21 protein-coding genes and 1 tRNA gene are annotated in these 16,658 nt (G+C 27.5%); all 22 read right to left on the minus strand.

What is annotated here, in order from left to right; all coding sequences use genetic code 11:
- Window positions 1–40: 40 nt before the first annotated feature.
- Window positions 41–3,556: a chromosome segregation protein SMC gene (gene smc, locus FYJ26_RS01770; RefSeq protein ID WP_412030662.1), complete on the minus strand. Its 3,516-nt coding sequence runs from the start codon at window positions 3,554–3,556 to the stop codon at window positions 41–43.
- A complete protein-coding gene (locus FYJ26_RS01775; RefSeq protein ID WP_154539022.1) occupies window positions 3,553–4,629 on the minus strand; it encodes an elongator complex protein 3 in 1,077 nt (358 codons plus the stop codon). Before FYJ26_RS01775 ends, smc begins: the two co-directional genes overlap by 4 nt.
- Complete coding sequence (rnc, locus tag FYJ26_RS01780; protein WP_154539024.1) at window positions 4,622–5,338, minus strand: ribonuclease III; 717 nt, start codon at window positions 5,336–5,338, stop codon at window positions 4,622–4,624. The genes FYJ26_RS01775 and rnc overlap by 8 nt, the downstream gene beginning before the upstream one ends.
- Window positions 5,338–5,562 carry a phosphopantetheine-binding protein gene (locus tag FYJ26_RS01785; protein ID WP_154539026.1) on the minus strand — a complete coding sequence of 75 codons (225 nt, stop codon included), beginning with the start codon at window positions 5,560–5,562 and terminating at the stop codon, window positions 5,338–5,340. The genes rnc and FYJ26_RS01785 overlap by 1 nt, the downstream gene beginning before the upstream one ends.
- The gene (gene plsX / locus FYJ26_RS01790) at window positions 5,559–6,533 is read right to left on the minus strand and encodes a phosphate acyltransferase PlsX (RefSeq protein ID WP_154539028.1); all 975 of its coding nucleotides are present in this window, start codon (window positions 6,531–6,533) and stop codon (window positions 5,559–5,561) included. The genes FYJ26_RS01785 and plsX overlap by 4 nt, the downstream gene beginning before the upstream one ends.
- A 48-nt stretch (window positions 6,534–6,581) precedes the next feature.
- Complete coding sequence (gene rpmF, locus FYJ26_RS01795; RefSeq protein ID WP_154539030.1) at window positions 6,582–6,761, minus strand: 50S ribosomal protein L32; 180 nt, start codon at window positions 6,759–6,761, stop codon at window positions 6,582–6,584.
- Window positions 6,762–6,830: 69 nt separating this feature from the next.
- Entirely contained in the window at window positions 6,831–8,018 is a 1,188-nt protein-coding gene (locus FYJ26_RS01800) for an acetate kinase (protein ID WP_154539032.1), read from the minus strand.
- Between the two features lie 19 nt (window positions 8,019–8,037).
- Window positions 8,038–8,925, minus strand: coding sequence for a hypothetical protein (locus FYJ26_RS01805; RefSeq protein ID WP_154539034.1), 888 nt, complete (start codon window positions 8,923–8,925; stop codon window positions 8,038–8,040).
- On the minus strand, window positions 8,915–9,391 hold the full coding sequence (locus FYJ26_RS01810) for a prepilin-type N-terminal cleavage/methylation domain-containing protein (protein WP_154539036.1): 477 nt from the start codon (window positions 9,389–9,391) through the stop codon (window positions 8,915–8,917). The genes FYJ26_RS01805 and FYJ26_RS01810 overlap by 11 nt, the downstream gene beginning before the upstream one ends.
- A complete protein-coding gene (gene comGE, locus FYJ26_RS01815) occupies window positions 9,388–9,702 on the minus strand; it encodes a competence type IV pilus minor pilin ComGE (RefSeq protein ID WP_154539038.1) in 315 nt (104 codons plus the stop codon). The genes FYJ26_RS01810 and comGE overlap by 4 nt, the downstream gene beginning before the upstream one ends.
- Window positions 9,695–10,111, minus strand: coding sequence for a pilus assembly FimT family protein (locus FYJ26_RS01820; RefSeq protein WP_195837837.1), 417 nt, complete (start codon window positions 10,109–10,111; stop codon window positions 9,695–9,697). Before FYJ26_RS01820 ends, comGE begins: the two co-directional genes overlap by 8 nt.
- An 8-nt stretch (window positions 10,112–10,119) precedes the next feature.
- Window positions 10,120–10,821: a prepilin peptidase gene (locus tag FYJ26_RS01825; RefSeq protein WP_154539042.1), complete on the minus strand. Its 702-nt coding sequence runs from the start codon at window positions 10,819–10,821 to the stop codon at window positions 10,120–10,122.
- Window positions 10,818–11,183, minus strand: a complete 366-nt coding sequence (locus FYJ26_RS01830; RefSeq protein ID WP_154539044.1) for a prepilin-type N-terminal cleavage/methylation domain-containing protein — start codon at window positions 11,181–11,183, stop codon at window positions 10,818–10,820. Before FYJ26_RS01830 ends, FYJ26_RS01825 begins: the two co-directional genes overlap by 4 nt.
- 11 nt (window positions 11,184–11,194) lie before the next feature.
- Window positions 11,195–12,292 (minus strand): type II secretion system F family protein, encoded by a 1,098-nt coding sequence (locus tag FYJ26_RS01835; RefSeq protein ID WP_154539046.1) that lies wholly within the window; start codon window positions 12,290–12,292, stop codon window positions 11,195–11,197.
- The gene (gene frr, locus FYJ26_RS01840; protein ID WP_154539048.1) at window positions 12,293–12,850 is read right to left on the minus strand and encodes a ribosome recycling factor; all 558 of its coding nucleotides are present in this window, start codon (window positions 12,848–12,850) and stop codon (window positions 12,293–12,295) included.
- A complete protein-coding gene (gene pyrH / locus FYJ26_RS01845) occupies window positions 12,850–13,563 on the minus strand; it encodes a UMP kinase (RefSeq protein ID WP_154539050.1) in 714 nt (237 codons plus the stop codon). The genes frr and pyrH overlap by 1 nt, the downstream gene beginning before the upstream one ends.
- Window positions 13,564–13,758: 195 nt before the next feature.
- Window positions 13,759–14,067 (minus strand): hypothetical protein, encoded by a 309-nt coding sequence (locus FYJ26_RS10775; RefSeq protein ID WP_195837838.1) that lies wholly within the window; start codon window positions 14,065–14,067, stop codon window positions 13,759–13,761.
- A gap of 10 nt (window positions 14,068–14,077) precedes the next feature.
- Window positions 14,078–14,644, minus strand: a complete 567-nt coding sequence (locus tag FYJ26_RS01855; protein ID WP_154539052.1) for a phage scaffolding protein — start codon at window positions 14,642–14,644, stop codon at window positions 14,078–14,080.
- An 81-nt stretch (window positions 14,645–14,725) separates the two neighbouring features.
- Window positions 14,726–14,802 (minus strand) — tRNA-Trp (locus FYJ26_RS01860).
- Window positions 14,803–14,888: 86 nt separating this feature from the next.
- The gene (locus tag FYJ26_RS01865) at window positions 14,889–15,080 is read right to left on the minus strand and encodes a hypothetical protein (RefSeq protein WP_154539054.1); all 192 of its coding nucleotides are present in this window, start codon (window positions 15,078–15,080) and stop codon (window positions 14,889–14,891) included.
- Window positions 15,081–15,148: 68 nt separating this feature from the next.
- On the minus strand, window positions 15,149–15,415 hold the full coding sequence (locus FYJ26_RS01870; protein WP_154539056.1) for a hypothetical protein: 267 nt from the start codon (window positions 15,413–15,415) through the stop codon (window positions 15,149–15,151).
- A gap of 2 nt (window positions 15,416–15,417) precedes the next feature.
- On the minus strand, window positions 15,418–16,656 hold the full coding sequence (locus FYJ26_RS01875; protein WP_268234516.1) for a phage minor capsid protein: 1,239 nt from the start codon (window positions 16,654–16,656) through the stop codon (window positions 15,418–15,420).
- Window positions 16,657–16,658: the final 2 nt, after the last annotated feature.

Genomic DNA, 16,658 nt, shown 5'->3' on the forward strand with positions numbered 1-16,658 from the left:
TAAGCCTCCTTTAAATACTTTACTTTAATAGAATTTAGCTTCAATTATCAAAATCAATAGAATATATCTTTGAAATTCCGTTATCTTCTATAGTTACACCATGGATTTTATCAGCTAATTGCATAGTGGTTTGTCTATGGGTTATCATTATGAACTGTGTTTTATCTGATAAAGACTTTAGATAATTTATATATCTTTTTATATTAGATTCATCCATTGCTGCATCAATTTCATCTAATAGTGAAAATGGTGCTGGATTTGTTTCAAATATTGCAAACAATAAAGCTACTGCTGTCAAAGACTTTTCCCCTCCTGATAAAAGTGAAAGTGACTTTGTAGTTTTATTTGGTGGGCATGCACTTATTTCTATTCCTGCATTTAAGAAATCATCTGAGTCAAGGCTAAGTTTCGCCTTTCCTCCCATAAACAATTCTTTAAATATTCTTTGAAATTTATCATCTATTATATTGAAATTTTTAATGAATTCTTTTTTCATCTCTACTTCAAGTTTTTTTATCATTTCTTCTATATCTTTTTTTGACTCTTCCAAATCAGTTTTTTGTTTATCTAGAAAATCAAATTCATCTTTTGATATTTTATAAGATTCTTTAGAGTTTTCATCGAAAAATCCTACTTTTGATAGGTCTTTTTGTAATTTAAATAAATCTTCTTTTTTAACAGAAATTTTATCATCAAAGATTTTCTTATCTTTTAGGAGCTCAATTGATTCAGATATAAAAGGTCTAATTTCATCTTCCAAATTTTTATAGTCCTTAGATATAGACTCTAGACTATAATTTATCTTCACACTCTGCATGGAAAGATCATTTAATAGTTTCTCAATTTCTTTTGCTTCGATAATAAGTTTAGAATTTTTTAGTTTCTTATCCTCGATGTTATTTTGTATAGCTTTAACTTTATCTTTTAATTCAATTTTTCTTTTGTTTGAATATTCAATCTTAAGTCTTATTTTTTCAATTGTATCTTCTAATTTTTTTATATCTTTTTTTATAGACTGTTCAAATTTATTAGAATAAGATATAGAATCTTGTAAATTTTGAATTTCACTTTCTTTATCTCTTATATTATTAACATATATATTTAAATCCCTTTTATTTATTTCAATATTATTTTCTAATTTAAATATATTATTAGATAAATCATTCAAAGTGGTTGTAAGATTTTCAATTACCTTTTCTAAAGATTCTCTATTTTTTTTTAGATTTTCTAAATTTTTCTTATAAACATCAATGTTTGAGTCATCTTCTTTTAAATCTTCTAATTTAAGTGATTCATTTAATTCATTAATTCTTTTTCTATTACTTTCTAATTCATAGTTTGACTTATCAATTTCTCTATTAAGCTTATCCATAGACATTTTTAACTCATCTAGATACTGACTAATCTTGTTTTTTTCTTTAATTTTATCATTAAACTTATTCTCTTCTATAGTAATTTTTTTTGATAAGTCTTTTTTATCTTCTCTTAATTTTAAAATCCTATTTCTTATATCACTTATTTTCTTATTTCTATTAAGTATAGCAGTATTACTACTTCTGGATTTATTGACGCCTGCAACCATTGAACCCCAAGTATTTATGAGATCAAGATTTAACGAAATTATTCTATACCCTTTTATCTTATTAGATAAACTAATTGCATCATCTATATTTTTGACAACTACTGTATTATATAAAAAATGGTTAACAATATGTTCAAGTTTTGGATCATATCTTACTAGCTCATATGCCATAGCTATTACTTCGTCTTCATTAACTTTTGGTTTTCTACTTTGTTTAATAGAGTCAATAGGTAAAAATGTAAGCCTTCCTAGTTTATTTTTATTTACAAAATTAATTATTTCCCTAGTTTCTATCTTAGTCCTTGTTACAATATTTTGTAGACCTTGTCCTATAAGATTTTCTATTATATTCTCATATCCTTCTTTAACCGTTATTAGGTTTGCTAAAGTATCAATATATAAGTCTTCTATTTTGGTTCCCTTACTTTTGTTTAAAAAATCAGAAACAGAATAAAAATACCCTTCATGTTTTTCTAAAAGAGATTTTTGAATCTTATAGTTTGAAATTTCTTCTTTACTAGAGATATTATTTTGATTAATAAGATTTTTTAATCTTTCTATCTCATTGGAATTTTCATTAATTTTTTTTGAAATATCACTGAGTTTATTTTCGCTTTCTTCTTTCTTATCATTTAAATCTTGATATTTGTTTCTTAGAATTTCACTATAAGAAGATATTTTTTCAATATCTTTTTCTAAATTCTTAAGTCTTTCTTTTATTCTTTGGTTTTCTTCTTCTCTTTGTTTTTTTAAAATAGACTTAGTTTTCTGATTTAAATCATAATCATATACATTTTTTTCAAGAATAGATATTTCTTTGGAAATATTCTTTAAGTTTTTCTTATTTCCATCAAGATCTATTATTATATTCGACTTCTCTTTATCTTTTTTGCTTTTAAGACTAAGCATATTTTTAATATCTTGTTTAGTTTTTTCTAATTTTTTGTTTTCAATTTCAAGTGTATTTTGAGTATCTTCTAATTTATTTTTATAATTTTCCTTATCTTTTGTATTTCTATCTAAATCTTTTTGATTATAATCTAACTTTTGAAAATCTAGTTTAATTTGATTATTAAAATCTACAATCTTTTTTTCGAGATTTTGAGATTCATTTTCCATAGAATCATTTAATTCTTCTAATTCATTCGACTCTTTAGCTATAGGTTCAAGAGCTTTTTTTACCTTATTAAAATAGGCAGTTTTTTCTTCTTTTTTAAGATTTATCTCGTCTAGCTTTTTATATAAACTTTTCTTCTTGTCATTTAATCCTTTTGATTTAGACTTTAAATATATTAGAGATAGAGAATCTAACTTATCGACTATTTCTTTATGCTTATCAAAATTTTTAGCTTCATCTTCTAATCTTTCATTATCTTTTTTCTTATATTCCCATTCCCTTTGGATAACTTCAAGATCTTCATCTACCTTACTTAGTTTTTTAAGTGATTCTTCTCTTCTATACTTGTGGGTTGCAATTCCACTTGCCTCTTCAAATATATTTCGTCTTTCTTGGCTAGATGAATTTAAAATTTCATCTATCCTCCCCTGACCTATTACAGAATATCCTTCTTTTCCAATACCTGTATCTAAAAATAGTTCCTTTATATCCTTAAGCCTTACTCTTTTTCCATTTAATCTATATTCATTATCTCCATTTCTATATATTCTTCTTGATACTTTTATAAGATCATAGTTGCTATCTAGTTTCCTATCTTTATTTTCAAAAGACAGATTCACTTCCGCCATATTCATTGGATTCTTATCATCACTTCCTTGAAAGATTACATCATTCATGTTCTTTCCCCTGAGTGATTTCGCAGATTGTTCTCCAAGCACCCATTTTACAGCATCTGCTATATTGGATTTTCCTGATCCATTCGGACCAACTATTGCAGTAATTTGATTATCAAATTTTATTTTAGTCCTTTTAGCAAAAGACTTAAATCCTTTTAATTCAACGCTTTCAAGTTTTATACTAATTCACCACCGTAAGTTTTCTCCACATAATTTTTTATAAATTTACCTATATCATATGTTATATTTACATTTTTATAAGATATATATGACTTATCACTTTCTTTGAAATTAAGCTTTATTCCATATTTATCATAAAAGTATTTCTTATTTGAAGCTTTATTTCCTGCTATTATGGAAATTTCTCGAGGATTTATATTGATTTTTATGAACTCTTTTAAATTATAGTCTCTTATTAATTTTTCTAAATAAATCCTATTAATGAAAGATTCTACCAATTGCCTAAAAGCAGCATGAAAAGGACCTGCAACCACGTCCTTACCTTTGTTTATATTATCAGTAGGTTGAAGACCTACCCTAATTATATTAATATTTTTATAGAAATAAATCATATATATTTCAGATGAAACTCTTATAGCATCACCAAGGCTTAAAGCTTCAAATGAACCTTCATTATATAAGATCTCGAGTTTAGTATCTTTTATTACAAGCGTAGGATAGATTCTAACCATATCAGGTTCCATTTTCACAGACTTTATAGCTGTTTCTATAGATTTTTCATAAGAATCCTTAAAAAGTCCTGGCATAATTTGATGACCTAGGATAAAACCATATTCTTTTATAAGTTTTGATGCATTAAGAGAATCCAGACTTGTATGCCCTCTCTCATTTGCTTCTAGAATTTCATCATCCAATGACTGGATACCTAGCTCAATTATATCTACTTGATATTTTTTTAATATATCAAGAATAGAATTATTTATATAATCAGGTCGGGTCGATAATCTGATTCTATCAATAATTCCCTTCTTTTTGTAGTCTAGTGCTATTTTAAGATAAGAAATCATAAGAGTTGTGTCTAGCCCTGTAAAAGATCCGCCAAAAAATGCTATCTCCTTTAAATTATCATTTTTGGGAAAATAAGATAGGTAGCTTTCAATTTGTTTAATTGTATTTTCTGTATTTATTGAATCCTTATAATTTGTAATCTTAACTTGATTACAGAATGCACAATCATGTGGACATCCTAAAAAAGGTATAAAGATTGGAATAATATATTCTTTTTTAGACATTTGTTAACTTCTTGTATGCTTTCTTTGCAGCCATTTGCTCAGCTTCTTTTTTATTTTTTCCAAAGCCTTGACTTAGCTTTTTATTTTTCGCATAAACTTCCATATAAAAAGTCTTGTCATGCTCTGGTCCTTCTTCCTTTACAAGCTTATATTTCAATATAATTTTTGAAGTCTTATTAAAATATTCTTGTAGTTTAGTTTTATAGTCTATAAAAAGAAGGTCATCATTTAAAAGTTTCTTAACAGTTCCTAAATAATTTTTAAGTAAAAAATTTTTAAGATAATCATAACCTGCATCTAGATAAAGTGCTGCACAAAATGCTTCAAAAGTATCTGCCTTAACAGACTTCTTATTTTTTCCTTGATGATTAATTTCACCTTTTCCAAATAATAAGTAATCAGATAAGTTGAATTTTTCACTTGCTTTCGAAAATGACGAAGTACAAACAATTCTCGATCTGATTTTTGTAAGCTTACCTTCAGGGTAATTTTTATGATTTTTATAAAGCTCTTCGCTTACAATTAAATCAAGAACTGAGTCCCCAAGAAATTCTAGTCTCTCATTAGAAAGCTTATTTTCTTCTTTTGTTTCATTTATATATGAAGAATGTGTAAAGGCCACATCTATAAGATTTTTATCCTTAAATGTGTAACCTATACTTTCTTCAAATTTTTTTATTTTTTCAAGTCTTTCTTTTGATAAATTCATTAATTTTTGCTTTCAATTAAAGATACTACATCTGAGAATTTTTCTATCTCATCTAGTTCATCATCAGAAAATTCAATATCATACTTATCTTCTACTGCCATTATAAAATCAAGCATATCTATTGAATCTATGTCATAATCAGATATATTTTTGTCAAAATCAATATCATCCCTGTCAATATCTAAATTTTCTAATACTAATTCTATTAATTCGTCTCTAATCATTTTAATTCTCCTCTTATTTTTTCAATTGTATTTGTATTTATATAGTCTATAAGTCCAAGAATTGCTGACTTAAAAGCCTTTTTATTAGAATTTCCATGTGCCTTATAGACATATTGATTTATACCCAAAAGTGGTGCTCCACCTATATCATCCGTATTATACTTTGATAAATTTTCTTTTAAACTATCCTTTAAAAGTGCTCCACCAATTTTAGTTTTCAATGATTTATATATTGAATTTTTAATTTCCTTACTAAGCAGGCTAATTATACCTTCTGCAGTTTTTATAGCAATATTACCATCAAATCCATCAGCTATTACTATATTAGTTTTTCCAGTAAAAAGGTCTCTTGCTTCGATATTGCCTTTAAAATTAAGGTCTGTATCTTTTAATAGTGCATAAGTTTCCTTGCTTACTTTATTTCCCTTATGCTCTTCCACTCCCACATTTAATAAAGAAACTGTTGGATTGTCTATATGAAGTACATTTTTTGCAAATACACTTCCCATAATTGCAAAGTCTCTTAAAAACTCTGCCTTACAGTCCATATTTGCTCCAGTATCTAATAAAAGTGTTTTATTTTCAAAAGTTGGTAAACTTGTTGCTATACAAGCTCTTTTTACTCCTTCTATTCTTCCAGAAATAAATAAGCCACTTGCTAAAAGTCCTCCAGTTGATCCTGCCGAAATAAGACCACTATAATTATCTTCATTTAATTTTTCAAATCCCTTTACTAGGCTTGAGTCTTTCTTTTTTCTTATAGCTCTTACTGGATCTTCATTGTTATCTATTCTATCTTTTGCATCTATAATTTCATAGATATCTATTCTTTGTGAAATTATATTTTCAATTTCCTCTTTATCTCCAACAAAGACTGGTATAAAATCTTTTTCTTTCAAGGCTTCTATAGTACCCTCTATAGGTATTTCGATGCCATCATCAGCTCCATAAGTATCTACTATAATTTTCATAATTTCCTCTTTTTTTAAAATTAAAAAAAAGATAGTGTTACCACTATCTTAATCTAACTCAAGAACTTCTTTGCCTTTATGATAACCACAGCTTGGACAAACTCTATGTGGTAACATTGGTTCATTACAATTTGGACACTCTACAAAAGATGCTTTGTTTAATCTGTAAGCTGAAGCTCTTCTTTTATTTTTTCTTGTTTTTGATGTTCTTCTCTTAGGTACTGCCATTCTAACACCTCCTAGCTATGAGTTTTAGCAATCTTAAATATTATATAAGCTAATTTTAAAATTGTCAAGTTAAACTAGTCTTTTAGTATCTCTAGCTATCATTAATTCTTCATTAGTTGCAACAACAAATACTTTTACTCTAGAATCATCTGTAGATATTAGGTGAGCTCCTCCACGAACATTATTCTTTTCAGAGTCAATCTTTATACCAAATTGTTCAAATCCATTCATTATATCTTCTCTCATAGTGATTGAATTTTCGCCAATTCCTCCAGTAAATACTATAGCTTCAACATTTCCAACTTCTGCCATGTATCCTGCTATATATCTTTTGGCTCTATTTGCAAACATTTTAAGTGCTATCTCAGCTCTCTTGTTTCCATTATTAGCTGCATCTTCTAAATCTCTAAAGTCTGAAGATACTCCAGAAACTCCCAATACCCCAGATTCTTTGTTTAATACATTATCTATTTTCTTAGTATCATATCCATATTCATCCATTAAAAATGTTACTACAGCTGGATCTAAATCACCACTTCTTGTTCCCATTACAAGACCTTCAAGAGGTGTAAGTCCCATACTTGTATCATATGACCTACCATCTTTAACTGCACATATACTTGAACCATTTCCTAAATGACATGAAATCATATTAAGTTCACTTTGATCTTTTCCTAGAAGTTCAGCTGTTTTTTGAGTTATAAAGTCATGGCTTGTTCCATGGAAACCATATTTTCTAATTGATTGTTCTTCATAGTATTTATAATCAATTCCATAAAGGAAATTTTCTTCTGGCATTGATTGGTGGAATGCTGTATCAAATACTGCAACATTTTTAACATTTGGAAGAAGTTTTTCACAAGCTTCAAGTCCCATCATATTTGCTGGATTGTGTAATGGTGCGAATTTAGAATATTCTTTAACTGCTTTTTTAACCTCATCATCTATTAGCACAGAGCTTGTAATTTTTTCACCACCGTGTACGAATCTGTGTCCTACTGCATCAATTTCAGAAAGATTTGATATAACACCATTATCCTCATCTGTTAAAGCATCAAATACATGTTTTACAGCTTGGGTATGGTCTTTCATGTCTTCTTCAATTATAAATTCATCTTCACCTTTTTCTTGCTTAAGTCTTGATCCATCAATTCCTATTCTTTCTACAAGACCCTTTACAAGAACTTCTTCATTATCCATATCAAATAATTGATACTTAAGTGATGAAGAACCACAGTTAATTACTAATATTTTCATTTCATCCTCCATAAATACTTTAATATACTTCTTTTGATTTAACTTTTAGAATCTTAGGATTGTAAATATCTTTTATGAAATCATATGACCTGCTTTTATCATAATTATAGTCTATATCAAAATCATTTTTTGCAATAATTTGTCCGTTTAAGCTTAAATTGCAATCATTTATCGATTTTATATCACCACTTATAATAAGTAATCCATTAATTTCTAAATCCTTTTCTAATATTAAATTTCCATCAATTATAAGTATACCACTTATTTTACAAGCTGTCTTTGATTTATCATTAAAATCATCTAGACTCTTATTATCATTATTTTCGCTTGATTTAGCTTCTACTATTGAATTTTTTCTATCATTTTTAATTATAAGCTCATTTGTAACTTTTATCTTTGAATCTAAGTCCCTGTCTAAAACAAGTTTTTCATATTCTTTAAATTCATATTCTTTGAATTTTAAATTTTTAAAAAATTCATCAAATTTGTCATTAAGAATTATCTTATCTTCATTGTATAGTTGGTACTTATCATATAATTCCAAGAAAACTTTACTTTCCGCTCTTACCTTTTTATATGAAATATCTTTTTCCATTAAAAAATTATTATCAGATATTTTCGATATTAATAATTTCTCTTCTTCTCCCATATAATCAATCTTATAAGAAAATTTTTGTCTACTAGCTTTGTTCTCGTTAATTTTTTCTAAAAACTCAGTAAGCCTCTCATCATTACTTAGAGCTATATTATTTAAAGATTCAAGTTTATAAATTATTTTTTTCTTATTGTAAATATCTTCATTTAAATCTTGGTTATTCAAACTTTGCCTGTAAATGAAACTTAGACTTATGGATATAATGCTAAGAATTATTAATACATATATACTTATAAATGCCTTATTTTTCATAAGTTTTTCCTATAAAAGTTTTATAAAAAGAAGTCGATTCTTCTTCTATAAAATCAATACTTATATCAAATCCTTGCCTTTTTTTATCATAAACAATATTGGAATTTTTGCAAATACCTATAGGAACAGCTACCTCCCTATTTTTTCTAGAATCAGTATTTCTTATATATGCATAAAGATTATTGCCATTTTGTTCAAACCTATAAGTGGATAGTGATTCTTCATTTTGAACGTAAAGAATAAAATTTGATTTAGAATTATTTTCTTCTATTTCTTTAGAACTTCTTATAAGATTTTCTATATAAAGCATGCAATTAGTAGAATTCTTGTAGTCCATTTCTTGATGAAAACTTCTATTGCTTAATTTGAAATTTACAAAGATTAAATTGTTTATCAATAAAATCAATATAGAACTTATAAATAAAACCAATATTAGTTCTAATAAAGTAAATCCACGTTTTTTCATTTTTCTACCACCAAGTCAAGAACATATTTATTTTTATAAACTTTTATATGTTTTAACTTATAATTATATTCACTTATCTCAACATTTATGTCAAAACCATTACAATTTTCTATATATGTGCCTTCATCATTTTCCTTATATAATTCTAGTACTTCTTGCATAGCAAAAATTAACCTTGAATCACTTTTTATTTTATCTGAATCATTATATACAGAATATAGGGAAGGTAGAAGATACATTGCAATTACTGAAATTAAAAATAGACCAATTATTACTTCAACCAAAGTAAAAGCCTTAAGTTTTTTATTCATTCATTCTTATCCTTCCTGCTATTGGAGAAATTATATATCCATATCTTCTCTTATCTGAACTAAAATAAATAGTCTGAGCATTAACTACAACACCATTCGACCTAAATTTTAGTTTGTATGTCTTATTTGCCCTTAAATACCTAAACTTTACATATTTATCATCATTATTATTAATATCAGTAATATTTTTTATAGTATATGTATCATCAACAGCTTTAAAGCTATAGATGTGACCACTAGAAAGCGCCTTTTCCCTACAATAATTAAGATCTGCCAATAGGGTTTTAGCTTCATTTTTTTCTTTTATATTTCTATAGATACCACTTCTAATAATAAAAACACTTGATAATACAGAGATTATTGCTAGAACTATAATCAACTCTACAAGGCTAAATCCTCTTTTTTTCATAACCCACCTCATATATTTATAATGTAAAGATAAGACAAAAATATATATGGACAAAAAGCAATCATTATTTTAGTAGACTTTCTTTTAATAGCCATTATTATAGCAAAAAAAGCTCCTATCCAAATAGAATAAAATAAAAATTCTACAATATTTTCATTCTTTATAAATAAAAATAAACTTAGATAGAAAAAATAGTCACCATCTCCAATATTTCTTTTTGAAATAATATATATAAATAAGAAAATAAAGGAGAATATCAATACAATTTTTAGAAATCCTATATTAAAAGATAGGTAAAAAAACCTATAAATGAGTCCTAAAAACATTAATATGTAAATATATACCATATCTATATATAAGCTTTTGATATCGATTGCTGATATTACTAAGCAAAGAATCAAACTAAAAAAAATAATAATGCTCTGAATAGTAATTCCATATCTAAAGACCAGTACTGAAAGAACAGCACCTAACAATTCAAATAAGGGATAAGTTAAGCTTATCTTATAGTTGCAATTTCTACACTTTCCCCTAAGCATTATAAAAGAAATTAATGGTATAAGATCAATGTTAGAAATCTTATGCTTACAGTTTGGACAATGACTTCTTGGATATATTATACTTATTTGTCTAATATTCCTATCTACTAATAAATGAGAAAAGGAACCAAATATGGTTCCCAGAAAAAATACAAATATCCAGTATATCATTTGACTTCATCTGGATCTACAGTAACCGTTTCATTTTTAGGATCTATAGTTACAGTATATGTTACCTTATTATCAAAATTATCATTCTCAAATCTTGGAAGTTCAGGCCACTTATCTACATAAGCTTTTTCATGTTGTTCCTTTGTCCAAGTAACTTCTTCGCCAACGCCATTCATTTCATTTAGCTTAACCAACCCAGCTGTCTTAAGCATAGATACATTTGAATTATGAGCAGTTATAGCTGCCTGATCTTTAGACTTTTGATATCTAGGTATAGCAATGGCTGCAAGTATTGCTATGATTGCTATCACTATTACAAGCTCAATTAAGGTAAAACCATTTCTCTTTCTTATCTTTTTCATAACTATCCTCCTTAGAAATCTATATTATTTACCGAGTCAAACATCGGTATTGCTACAGAAAATACAACAAATGCTACAATCGTTGCCATTATAAGTATAAGAACGGGTTCAGCGAGGGCAGAAATTCTTTTTAGCCTAAAAATATATTCATTGGCATAATAAGAAGATGCCTTTTCCAAAGATCTTGACATATTACCACTATCTTCTCCAATTTTCACCATAGAAATCATAAGATTTGAAAATATATTTTCTTTACTAATTGCATCTGATAAGGACAAGCCATGCCTTAGGCTGCTTTTGATATTTTCAAACTTAGCTTTAATATATTTATTTTTAAAAGAATCTTTTATTATATCCATACAATCAATTATAGAAATATCACCTCTTTTTAATATATAAAGCAGAGAAGTGATTTGGTATTCTACATTAAGCATCCTAAATTTTTTAAATAGAAAAGACTTAAATAAAATACTATCTATTTTTATTCTATATTCTTTCTTACTCATTAAATATATTAAAAATAAACATAATACTATTAATATTAATAATATATTTAGTCCATTCTTTGTCATAAACTCAGATATTGACAAAAGAAATCTTGTAGCCAGTGGAAGCTCATTATGACTATTTTCGAATACCGATATAAATGTGGGCAAAACTTTTGTAGTCATTATAATAATAACTATAAATGTCACTAACAAAAGTATTACTGGATATATAAAAGCCTGTTTAATCTGACTTTTATTTTTGCTGTCTTCGGTTAAATATTTTGATAATTCATCTAATATATAAGAAAGGTTTCCACTTTCATCACCACTTTTTATAAAAGCTATAATTAAAGGTCCCATGGCTTTTTCTTCAAATTTAAAGGCATCATAAGCCTGGTAACCTTCATTAAGTTTTGCCTTTATATTAGTCAAAGACTTATTAAGCTTCTTATCAAGTCCTTGACTAATTATTATTTCTAAACTATCATAAAGCGATATTGATGAATCAAGCAATAAGGCGAGTTGCTTTAAAAATAAAGCTAAGATATTGGAGTTAATTTTAATATTTCCAATATATTTATTAAAAAATTCCTTGAGCTTTTTTAAGTTAATATTATTCAATTATACTTCTAATAATTCTTTATTTTTCTTATCTACTATTATATCTATATTATCAATATATTTTTCAGTAATGTTTTGAATTTCTTCTTCTATAGAATATCTATCATCTTCTGTAAGATCCCCAGTTTTTTCTGCTTTTTTTACAACATCCATATTATCCCTTCTTATATTTCTAATTTGGATTTTGCTATCTTCAGAATATTCTGATACTTGCTTTGTCAATTCTTTTCTTCTTTCTTCAGTAAGAGATGGAAAAGGAAGCCTAATTACTTCACCATCATTTTGAGGATTGATTCCTATATCTGATTTATTAATAGCTTTTTCAATCTCTTTAATATTTGACCTATCCCAAGGCTTAATAACTAACAATCTTGGTTCTGGTATAGAAATTGTTGCGGCTTGATTGATTGGTGTTTGGGTTCCATAATATGAAAATGTAATCCCATCTAATATTGAGTCATTGGCTCTACCTGCTCTAATTTTGGAAATTCTAATTTCGAATGATTCTACCGCCCTTTTCATTTGAGATTCTGTATCCTTAATAATCTTCTCGTACATCAAAAACTCTCCTTTACAATTGTTCCTATTTCTTTTCCTTCAACTATCTTAACTAAATTACTTGGATCATCTATACCAAAAACTAAAATCGGCATATTATTGTCCATGCATAAACTTGTCGCAGTGGAGTCCATAATTTGTAATCTCTTTTGTAAAATTTCACTGTAGGTTAACCTATCATATTTTTTTGCATCGTCATACTTATTAGGGTCTTTATCATAAATACCATCAGTACCTTTCTTTCCTAAAAGTATTACATCTGCACCAATTTCTAGAGCTCTTAAAGAAGCTGTAGTGTCTGTTGAAAAATATGGAAGTCCAGTACCAGCTGCAAAAATAACGACTCTCCCTTTTTCAAGATGCCTTGCTGCTCTTCTTCTTATATATGGTTCCGCTACTTCTTGCATATTTATAGCTGTCATTAGTCTTGTTTCAAGATTCATTTTCTCAAGTGCATCTTGAACTCTAAGACCATTCATAACTGTTCCTAACATACCTATAGTATCACTGGTAGCTCTTTCAACATTTCTACCACTTCTACCTCTCCAGAAGTTTCCTCCGCCTACAACTATGGCTATTTCAAGACCCATTTCTTTGGTTTTTTTGATATTGTTACAAATATTGTCTATTGTAGCATCATCAAATCCAAATCCTTTGTCTTTGGCAAGCGCTTCTCCACTTAATTTTAAAACTACTCTTTTAATATTGCGCAAAACTTTTCCTCCTATTAGTAAAATTATATCCTATTTTGAAATTTTCATAAAGTTATAAGTTATAAGTTTTAAAATTTTATTAGATAGTTTACTATATGTATATCTACCCAAATCAGAAAAATAAAATCTTTATAAAAAATAGTCAAGCTTTCACTTGACTCAGCCTATGGATAAATCAGATAAATCCTTAAAATTTTAATATATTTTGTCTATAGTACGATGGACTATTGCAGAATAAATTAATCGTTCTAAAATTATTACAAACTCCTCCACGACAATTTGGACTCTATAAGCCGACAGGCTATACTCAAATTGTCTAAAAGTAACTTGTAATGATTCAACTTTAGAATTCATAATTTTGCAACAGCCCATTTTATTAAAATATTTGACCAGTGCTGTAATGTTTTTTCTATTTATTGAATTAGTTCTTTCTCTTTCGATTGTATCAACGTATTTTTCAAATACTTCTGCATTAAAATATGTCTTATCAAATAATTTAGGCATCTAAATCCTCCTATAAAATACCTTTCTTGTTAGCTTCAAGCATTTCCTCATAAGTCATATCTTTTAATTCCTTTTCTCCTATAGATCCAGACTTACCCATGCTTCTTTGCTTTGGTTCTTCCTCAGTTTTAAATAGGTATGAATCACTTTCTTTTAGCCCCTCAATTTGTGCCTTTAAATCATCATTTAAGTTTTTAGAATCCTTTAGACTATCAATATCAAGTAAAGCCTTAGCTGCCTTTAAGTTTCTACTACCAGCATTAACCAAGCCTAAATCTATAGCATTATTTAAAGTTATATTGTCCATATCCTCTTTAGCTTTGATTTGTGCCTGTTCATACTTGTTTTTATATTCTTCAGCACTTGCCTTAATTGATTCAATATCCATATCCTTAAACGCTTCTATCTGCTCATTTGCACTTGCAACTTGATTTTTAAAATTTTCATTTTCAGTTTTTAAAGTTTCAAAGTTATTTTTAAGTTGGTTATAATCTTCAACTTCTTTTCCTCTTAACTTAAAAACTGCCGCTATCTGTTCATCATTTAAACCTATCTCTTTTAATTCTTCCGTCTTCATAAAACATCTCCTTTTAAGCTTTTTAAGTCGTTGCTCTGACTTAGATATTTGTTTTTTTGCATTTTAGGTCTGCTTTGACCATGGCGAAGCTTAAAGGATTTGAACCTTTATCTTCCAGATTTGGAGTCTGGTGTTTTTCCTGATTAAACTAAAGCTCCAAAAAAAATCGCACGATTAACTCATGATTATTACTAGGCTATGACTACCTCTAAACGTAATAACTCACGATTATCGCACGATTATTTTAGATTATTTTTTTATTTATTATTAAAGCTATTACTATAAATGTTATCCCAATTAATAAACTTATCCATAAGGGCGACAACACCCAAATCCACGACCAATTAATATGATTAGTGAGTTTTAAAAATATAAACAACAAGGTTAATAAACCGAAAAAACCTATACCATTACCATTACAATTTTCACTTTCCATAATTACTCCCCTTAAAAAAAGCACATCTAACAAGTGCTAGTGTGCTTTATTTTAAAATTCATATGTTATTAATAGTTGCTTATATAAGAGTATGTTTTTTCATCATAATCATGATTTCTAAAGAAAATGTCATCATGAATATTTTGAGCTTTTCTTCCAAAATCAGTCAAATCAAAATTTTCATCCATACCATTTTCGCCACAGACTAATTCCAAATCTATATCCGATAATAAATCTTCTAAATCGTTTAACGTTTCTGCCTCTTTAATTTTTTCTTTTCCATTTTTAAGATATTTAGTAATAAACTCTCTCTCATAATCTGTTATTATAAACATAATTACCTTCTTTTTTTGTTTTGACTAGTTTGTATTAGCCTACCTCTGTCTATATCTAAAGTAACTTTTACTGCACTATTTATATATTGGTTTCGCTCTTCATTTTTTACAATACTGCGTTTTATTTTATTAGGATTCAGTAATGATTTTTTTATTTCGTTTATGTCAACGCCCCTTCTCATACCTTTTTTAGGTATATCATCATGGGCATGTTGACCGATAACTCTATCTATAAAATGGGTCCCGTATTCATTTATTTTTATCCCATCTTTGGTTGTTATACCTACTAGTTTATCATCAATTTCTTTGGAAAATTCAATGTATCTGTCAATTCCTACTAAAACAGAAATATCTTCATTATCAACAGCTTTTTTAAAACCTTCAAGTAGCCACATCTGATTATTGTCTTTTATCCTATTAACAATTCTATCAGCATCTTTATAATTCTTTGTACCTAAATAATCCCCATATAAAGTTTGATTTAATTTTCTATTCGCCCAAACTTCCTTACTTGCCTTACTTCTATTATACCCATAAACGTTAGTATTTACACTGGCAGGGCGAAGTTTTCCAGCCTTATTAAAATCTTTATATAACTGTCTTTGCCTTTGTAATCTTACCTGGGCTATTAGCTTACTTTCTTCATCTCCCACCTTTTCATACATCATAACCCTATGCTTATATTTTCTTATAGTTCTTTCAATCTGTCTTTGCTTTTGGGTTGCTTCATAATAAGTATATTCCTTACCATCAAACTCAAAAGGCTCTGGATCTATATCGTCAAGCATTTCTTTAGTCCACTCTTTTTCTGATATCCCCTCAAAGAATGGATACCAATTATGCCTGCAATTTGCACCCATAAATCCAGTAACTTCTCCATATCCAATGTCATCTAAACTTAAATACTTACTATTCTCACCCGATATAGACACAACTTGCCCTTGCCATACCGCATGGCTTGGTCTAGCTCCAGCATGAGCCGATATCTCCATCAAATCTTGCCCCATATCCTTAGCATTATCCATAGATATCTCGCCCGTCATTTGATTTAAAGTAGTTCTTACAATCATCTTACTTGCTGATTCTAATGTATAATTACGTCCACTATTGATATAATTTGTAGACTTTATACTTAAATTATATATTTGACGAAAAAAACTTAAAATATATTTTTTTAGAGAAGTGTTTTTGAAAATAGAAATATTAGAGAAAATACTTTTAATAAAAAATGTATTATCCAGAT

The sequence above is a fragment of the Anaerococcus porci genome (genome assembly GCF_009696575.1).
GTDB classification, from domain to species: Bacteria; Bacillota; Clostridia; order Tissierellales; family Peptoniphilaceae; genus Anaerococcus; species Anaerococcus porci.

What these genes read in the sequence shown, in the direction of transcription:
- plsX (WP_154539028.1), bottom strand. Translation starts at nt 6,533, where the DNA reads ATGAAAATTATAGTAGATACTTATGGAGCTGATGATGGCATCGAAATA.
- FYJ26_RS01775 (WP_154539022.1), bottom strand. Translation starts at nt 4,629, where the DNA reads ATGTCTAAAAAAGAATATATTATTCCAATCTTTATACCTTTTTTAGGA.
- FYJ26_RS01785 (WP_154539026.1), bottom strand. Translation starts at nt 5,562, where the DNA reads ATGATTAGAGACGAATTAATAGAATTAGTATTAGAAAATTTAGATATT.
- comGE (WP_154539038.1), bottom strand. Translation starts at nt 9,702, where the DNA reads ATGAATAAAAAACTTAAGGCTTTTACTTTGGTTGAAGTAATAATTGGT.
- rpmF (WP_154539030.1), bottom strand. Translation starts at nt 6,761, where the DNA reads ATGGCAGTACCTAAGAGAAGAACATCAAAAACAAGAAAAAATAAAAGA.
- FYJ26_RS01805 (WP_154539034.1), bottom strand. Translation starts at nt 8,925, where the DNA reads ATGAAAAATAAGGCATTTATAAGTATATATGTATTAATAATTCTTAGC.
- frr (WP_154539048.1), bottom strand. Translation starts at nt 12,850, where the DNA reads ATGTACGAGAAGATTATTAAGGATACAGAATCTCAAATGAAAAGGGCG.
- FYJ26_RS10775 (WP_195837838.1), bottom strand. Translation starts at nt 14,067, where the DNA reads ATGCCTAAATTATTTGATAAGACATATTTTAATGCAGAAGTATTTGAA.
- rnc (WP_154539024.1), bottom strand. Translation starts at nt 5,338, where the DNA reads ATGAATTTATCAAAAGAAAGACTTGAAAAAATAAAAAAATTTGAAGAA.
- FYJ26_RS01820 (WP_195837837.1), bottom strand. Translation starts at nt 10,111, where the DNA reads ATGAAAAAAAGAGGATTTAGCCTTGTAGAGTTGATTATAGTTCTAGCA.
- FYJ26_RS01810 (WP_154539036.1), bottom strand. Translation starts at nt 9,391, where the DNA reads ATGAAAAAACGTGGATTTACTTTATTAGAACTAATATTGGTTTTATTT.
- FYJ26_RS01865 (WP_154539054.1), bottom strand. Translation starts at nt 15,080, where the DNA reads ATGGAAAGTGAAAATTGTAATGGTAATGGTATAGGTTTTTTCGGTTTA.
- FYJ26_RS01800 (WP_154539032.1), bottom strand. Translation starts at nt 8,018, where the DNA reads ATGAAAATATTAGTAATTAACTGTGGTTCTTCATCACTTAAGTATCAA.
- FYJ26_RS01825 (WP_154539042.1), bottom strand. Translation starts at nt 10,821, where the DNA reads ATGATATACTGGATATTTGTATTTTTTCTGGGAACCATATTTGGTTCC.
- FYJ26_RS01855 (WP_154539052.1), bottom strand. Translation starts at nt 14,644, where the DNA reads ATGAAGACGGAAGAATTAAAAGAGATAGGTTTAAATGATGAACAGATA.
- FYJ26_RS01870 (WP_154539056.1), bottom strand. Translation starts at nt 15,415, where the DNA reads ATGTTTATAATAACAGATTATGAGAGAGAGTTTATTACTAAATATCTT.
- FYJ26_RS01830 (WP_154539044.1), bottom strand. Translation starts at nt 11,183, where the DNA reads ATGAAAAAGATAAGAAAGAGAAATGGTTTTACCTTAATTGAGCTTGTA.